This is a genomic window from Emticicia sp. (genome assembly GCF_049241225.1).
Classification (GTDB): Bacteria; Bacteroidota; Bacteroidia; order Cytophagales; family Spirosomataceae; genus Emticicia.
The window spans coordinates 16,319-22,731 of the sequence record NZ_JBMLRC010000062.1 but is presented as its reverse complement, the minus strand read 5'-3'; the positions used below and the strand labels follow the sequence as shown (position 1 = coordinate 22,731).

The 6,413-nt window shown below is 38.8% G+C and carries 4 protein-coding genes and 2 tRNA genes; 5 read left to right on the top strand and 1 reads right to left on the bottom strand.

The window, feature by feature from the left end; translation table 11 throughout:
* Positions 1-66: 66 nt before the first annotated feature.
* The 5 genes from ACOVO2_RS04230 (at position 67) to ACOVO2_RS04210 (ending at position 5,492) form a co-directional block, all read left to right on the top strand.
* Positions 67-139 (top strand) — tRNA-Gly (locus tag ACOVO2_RS04230).
* 77 nt (positions 140-216) lie between these two features.
* Positions 217-288 (top strand) — tRNA-Thr (locus ACOVO2_RS04225).
* 121 nt (positions 289-409) lie between these two features.
* Positions 410-1,597 (top strand): elongation factor Tu, encoded by a 1,188-nt coding sequence (gene tuf, locus ACOVO2_RS04220; protein WP_188769679.1) that lies wholly within the window; start codon positions 410-412, stop codon positions 1,595-1,597.
* 137 nt (positions 1,598-1,734) lie between these two features.
* On the top strand, positions 1,735-4,254 hold the full coding sequence (locus ACOVO2_RS04215; RefSeq protein WP_421768764.1) for a YfhO family protein: 2,520 nt from the start codon (positions 1,735-1,737) through the stop codon (positions 4,252-4,254).
* A gap of 23 nt (positions 4,255-4,277) precedes the next feature.
* Positions 4,278-5,492 (top strand): TCR/Tet family MFS transporter, encoded by a 1,215-nt coding sequence (locus ACOVO2_RS04210; protein ID WP_421768763.1) that lies wholly within the window; start codon positions 4,278-4,280, stop codon positions 5,490-5,492.
* A 39-nt stretch (positions 5,493-5,531) separates the two neighbouring features.
* Here ACOVO2_RS04210 and ACOVO2_RS04205 read toward each other — a convergent pair whose 3' ends face one another.
* Positions 5,532-6,197, bottom strand: a complete 666-nt coding sequence (locus tag ACOVO2_RS04205) for a CBS domain-containing protein (RefSeq protein ID WP_421768762.1) — start codon at positions 6,195-6,197, stop codon at positions 5,532-5,534.
* Positions 6,198-6,413 lie beyond the last annotated feature (216 nt).

Genomic DNA, 6,413 nt, shown 5'->3' with positions numbered 1-6,413 from the left:
CTGCTAGCTTACGCTTACGGTGGTTCGAATCCATCCGCCCCCACTCTTTAATTTAATGAATTTCAAGCGGGAGTAGCTCATTTGGTAGAGCGATAGCCTTCCAAGCTATAGGTGGCGGGTTCGAGACCCGTCTCCCGCTCTTAGTAAGTAAACAGTTAGCAGTTATTAATCTTAATATGGTTGATTACTGCTTTACTTGTAGCTGCTCACTGAAAAGCCTTTGTAGCTCAGTGGTAGAGCACTTCCTTGGTAAGGAAGAGGTCGGCAGTTCAATCCTGCTCAAAGGCTCTTTTCTTTCTTAATAGAGGAAACTTCTTACAATTATTGAAACCTAACGAGAGTTTCAATTCTGATTAGCATTAGTTTTAAATTTAGTATATAAGAACAATAATAATAGACTTTATCAATCATGGCAAAAGAGAATTTTGACCGTAGTAAGCCTCACGTAAATATCGGTACCATCGGTCACGTTGACCACGGTAAAACTACTTTGACGGCTGCCATCACGAAAGTACTTGCAGAAAAAGGTTTGGCAGAGAAAAGAGATTTCTCTTCAATCGATAATGCTCCTGAAGAAAAAGAGCGTGGTATTACTATCAATACAGCTCACGTAGAATATGCAACAGCCAACCGTCACTATGCACACGTTGACTGTCCTGGTCACGCTGACTACGTTAAGAACATGGTAACTGGTGCTGCTCAAATGGACGGTGCTATTCTTGTAGTTGCTGCAACTGACGGTCCGATGCCACAAACTCGTGAGCACATCCTTTTGGCTCGCCAAGTAGGTGTACCTCAATTAGTTGTATTCATGAATAAAGTGGATATGGTTGATGACCCAGAGTTATTAGAGTTAGTAGAAATGGAAATCCGTGAGTTATTGTCATTCTACAAATATGATGGCGATAATATCCCAGTAATTCAAGGTTCAGCTCTTGGTGGCTTGAACGGAGAGCCTACTTGGGTTGCGAAAATAGATGAGTTAATGGAAGCTGTGGATACATTTATTCCACTTCCTCCACGTGCAACTGACAAACCATTCTTGATGCCAGTTGAAGACGTATTCTCAATCACAGGTCGTGGAACAGTTGCTACTGGTCGTATCGAAACAGGTGTAATTAACTCTTCTGAGCCAGTTGAAATCTTAGGTATGGGTGCTGAAAACTTGAAATCAGTTGTAACTGGTGTTGAGATGTTCCGTAAAATCCTTGACCGTGGAGAAGCTGGTGATAACGTAGGTTTATTGCTTCGTGGTATTGAGAAATCAGATATCAAACGTGGTATGGTTATTTGTAAGCCAGGTTCAGTAAAACCACACGCTCACTTCAAAGCTGAGGTTTACGTATTGAGCAAAGAAGAAGGTGGACGTCACACTCCATTCTTTAACAAATACCGTCCTCAATTCTACTTCCGTACAACTGACGTAACAGGAGAAATCACGTTACCAGCAGGAGTAGAGATGGTAATGCCAGGTGATAACATCACTATCGAAGTTAAGTTAATCAGTGCAATTGCTATGGATAAAGGTCTTCGTTTTGCGATTCGTGAAGGTGGACGTACTGTAGGTGCTGGTCAAGTAACAGAAATCATCGCTTAATCTTTTTTAAGCTGAAAATATAAAAGAGCATCCTCGAAAGAGGATGCTCTTTTTGTTTTTATAATTACTAAATACAAATGGCACGAGATTTGAAAAGTTGTGACTAACTTGCATATAATCCCTAATATTTTAAATCAATGAGTAAGAAAAAGAGCAAAATTTCGACCAATACTCCCAATCCATCTGCTACAACTACTTCAGGAAATACTATATCCGAAGCAGTAAATTTGAAAGAATCAACCGAGCATGCTTTTTTAAGTTTCTTTCAGAAGTATGGTATTTATATTCTTCCAGTATTGATATTACTGATAGCGTCGTTTTTATATAACGATTTCCTTTTCGGTAAAAATGCTTTCTTATTTAAAGATATAGGTAGCGACTCCTACAATTTCGATTACCCGAAACTCTACAATCTTGCCGACCATTGGGAAAAATACGGTTTACCAAGTTGGAGTTTTGAGCAAGGACTGGGGCAAAATATGCACCCTTATTGGTTCGACCCTTTTACCTTTTTATTGATTTTAGGTGGAAAGCAAAGCATAGCTAATAATTTGATTTATGTATTCTTGCTCGAATTACTTTTGGCGGGAATGTTATTCTATTTATTTCTGCGTACTCGAAAAGTCGAGGGTTTTTTGGCAGTTTTGGGAGCAATCCTCTATGCTTTTAGCGGATACATGGTCTTGGGTACAACTTGGCAAATGTCGGTTTTTGGAACTGAGGTGGTTTATGCTGCTTTCTTGTTGTTTGCTCTAGAGAAATTTATCAGCGAAAAAAACTGGTATTTTATTCCGTTGCCAATCGCTATGATTACGGTGCATTTGCCATTTTATTTGTACCTCTACACATTGCTAATCATCATTTACTATACACTTCGTTTTGCTGAAAACCAACAATGGAACTTCGGGAAATGGTTTATTGGCTTGGCTACGATTGGAGTTATTTCAGTTTTAGGTGTTGGTATCGGAGCATTTATGTTTGGTAGTAACTTATTCCAAATGATTGAAAGCCCGAGAGGTAGCGGCGAGTTTGCTTATACAAATAAATTAATTACACAGCCAGTTTTGGCTCTTGCCGACTCGGTGCAGAGAAGTACGAACTTCATGCGATTGTTTTCAACAAACATGATAGGCAATGCCGAGACTTTCAGAGGGTGGAATAATTATATGGAAGCTCCAATGTTCTATTGCGGACTTTTGAGTTTGGTGGCTGCTCCGCAAGTATTTTTCTTTGGAAATCGCAAAACTCGAATCATATACGGAGTGTTGTTAGGTTTGTGTTTTTGGGTGATGCTTTTCCCTTATTTTCGATATACTTTTTGGCTTTTCACGGGTGATTATTACCGTACACTTGGTTTATTTACATTATTTGCTTTATTGTATCTAAACATAAAAGCAATTCAGCAAATTATTGAAGAGAAGAAAATGGGCGTCATCGCTCTTTTAGTAACCGTTGTGGTTTTATTTATTATTCTTTTTGGTTTTGCACCTGTCGAAAATCTAAATAAATCATTACAGAAAACGGCAGCTTTATTGATAGTGCTTTACGCAGGAGTTTTGTTTCTGATTTCTAAACGAGCCTTGCAAAGTGTTGGTTTGGGTTTGTTATTGCTTATTTGTATGGGAGAAATGGCTTTTTTCTCAAATAATACGACAGTTAACAAAAGAAACAGGGCCACCAAACAAGAAATGAATGAGCCAGGCAGTGGCTTTAATGATAATACGGTTGATGCAGTGGCTTATTTGAAAAAAATAGACCCATCACCATTTTATCGCATTGAAAAAGAATATGCTTCTGGTACTGCCATTCATGCAAGCTTGAATGATGCAAAAGTGCAAGGTTACTACAGTAGCCGAACCTACCAATCATTTAATCAGCTTAATTATGTTCGATTTATGAAGAGCGTAAAACTGCTGAATCCGAATGACGAAACTTCTTCACGATGGATTGCTGGTTTATTTGGTTCGCCTTTATTGCAGCGTTTATGTGGGGTGAAATACTATTTGGCTAATGCTCCGAATACTTTTGCTGATTACACCCGAATGAATATGGATTCTGTGGCATTATTTGGCAATGTAAAAGTGCTAAAACTAAAAGATAACCTTCCGTTGGGTGTTACTTTTGATAGTTTTATCCCAGAAGAAAAATTCGAAAAACTTGATTCAACAAGCCGACAAGCAATATTATTGCAAGCGGTATCGGTTGATAAGACTTTACAAGCGAAACTGAAAGGCTTTAAAGAACTTACTTCTGCTAATATTCCAGAGCAAGGCGTTACGATAGAAGCATTGCAAAGTTGGGTGAGCCAGCTGAAACGAGATACACTACAAATCACAGAGTTTAAACCTAATCTGATTAAAGGGAATATTAATTTGGATGCTTCAAAAGTGCTATTTTTAGCTATTCCGCATGATAAAGGTTGGTCGGCGATGGTAGATGGAAAAGAAGCAACCATTGAAAAAATTGATGCAGGGCTAATGGGGATTTTGTTAGAAAAGGGAAACCATAAAGTAGAATTGGCTTTTGAGCCACCTTATGTAAAAGAAGGAACATACGTTTCCATAATCTCTCTTTTGCTTTGGGGGGCTGGAATTGTATTATTTAGCCGTCGTAAGAAAAAAGTTGTGGAAACTATTGATGAAGAGAAAGAAATTTAAACTGAACATATAAAAACTAAAAAATGTCCGAAAAACGCAGTGCTGCAACAATATTCGTCTTAATTACAGTCTTGATAGATGCTATCGGTTTTGGGGTTATTATTCCTGTAATGCCTTCTTTAATTTCAGAATTAGCTCATACTGATACGAGTGGGGCGGCTCGTTATGGGGGATTTTTGTTTGCGGCTTATTCAATTATGCAATTTATTTTTTCACCTGTGATGGGTGGTTTGAGCGACCAATATGGCCGAAGACCTATTCTTTTAGCTTCACTCTTTGGTTTTGGACTTGATTATCTATTTTTGGTTTTTGCTCCATCAATCGCGTGGTTATTTGTTGGTCGTTTGATTGCAGGTATAATGGGGGCGAGCTTCACAACGGCAGCGGCTTACATGGCTGATGTGAGTACGCCCGAAAAAAGAGCTCAAAATTTCGGAATGATTGGTGCGGCTTTTGGTTTAGGGTTTATTATTGGGCCGAGTATTGGAGCAATCGCCAGCCATTACGGTACAAGAGTGCCTTTTATGGTTGCGGGAGTGCTGACACTTTGTAATTTTCTCTATGGATATTTCGTGCTACCAGAATCGCTGAAACCCGAAAACCGTAGGAAATTTGACTGGAAACGGGCAAATCCAGTTGGAGCTTTAATTAATTTACGTCGTTTCCCGATGTTGATTGGTTTGGTTTCAGCTCTGTTTTTGGTTTATATTTCGAGTTTTTCGACACAAGGTACTTGGACTTATTTCACGAAGGAAAGATTTGGTTGGTCGGACCAAGAAATTGGCTGGTCACTTTCATTCGTAGGCTTTATGATTGCTCTGGTTCAAGGTGGCCTCACTCGAATTTTAATTCCGAAGTTAGGAACAAAAAACGCTATTTACGTAGGTTTTGGATTCTCGATATTTGGGGCATTAGCTTATACGTTTGCTAATCAAGGTTGGATGATGTACGCCATCATGGTTCCTTATGCTCTCGGAGGCTTGGCAGGCCCAGCCATGCAAGGGATAATTTCGACACAAGTACCAGCTAACGAACAAGGTGAATTACAAGGTTCACTCACGAGTTTAAATAGCATTGCGGCCATCATCGGGCCAGTCTTAATGACAGGTCTTTTCTATAAATTTACGGCAAAAGATGCTCCGATATACTTTCCTGGAGTACCATTTTTGGCATCAGTGATTCTGACAACGATAAGCTTATTGCTGATAATCAGGACTTTAAAGAAGAATGCACATTAAATTTAAAAGCCGTAAAATCTCTGTTTTACGGCTTTTGTTTTATACACTTAAATATTTCATGAGCATATTGTAGCGTTCTTGCTCAATGCTCTCAATTGGTTCGTGGGCGTAGCTGGCCTCAACTGTATAACCGAAGCGTTCGAGCGTAGCCACGACTGATGTAATACTTTCTCGATTGATTTTCAAGGTTAAACTTGCCGAATCGTTGCTCAAATAGGTATTTCCTGTAAAATAACTACTCAAAATCTTCGCATTGTCTGATTCGACCAAACGACTGATTTCGGACAGCGAATAGTCTCGATTTTTGATAGAAATCACTAAAACTGCTCCAGGCTCTTGGCTTCCGAGTAGTTCGCCGAATTTGATATAAACTTCTGATGCTGTGATGATTCCAACAAAGTTTTCTTCTTCATCAACAATACCAATTACCTGTAAATGATACTTCGAAATCAACCCTAATGACTCATAAATATGCTGATAATCAGATAAAGTTATTTCCGAAAACTGCAACATCACATCGGAGAGCTGCATATCTTCGTCATAATCCATCAGAATATCTTCACTGACGATACCTGCGTATTTTCCTGCATCAATAACAACTAATTGCCCGATGCGGTTTTCTTCCATCCAATTTAAAGCATTACCTACTGTATCAGAAGGCTTTAAGATTGGCAAATCGTGATTAATAATTTCAGCAATCGTCATTGAGAATGAAAGTCAAAAGGTTTAATGAAACAGTCCATGGTCGGTAGCCGACCTCCGATAGAAGTTGTAAGTCTATGATTATCAGTTATTGATGTGTAAACACATTGTAATAAACTGTAGACCATCGACTATTGACCGTGGACTAACTGTAAAACACTATGCAGCCACTTCTGTTTGAATTTTATCAAGAAAGTTTTCGAGATAGACATTAAATTC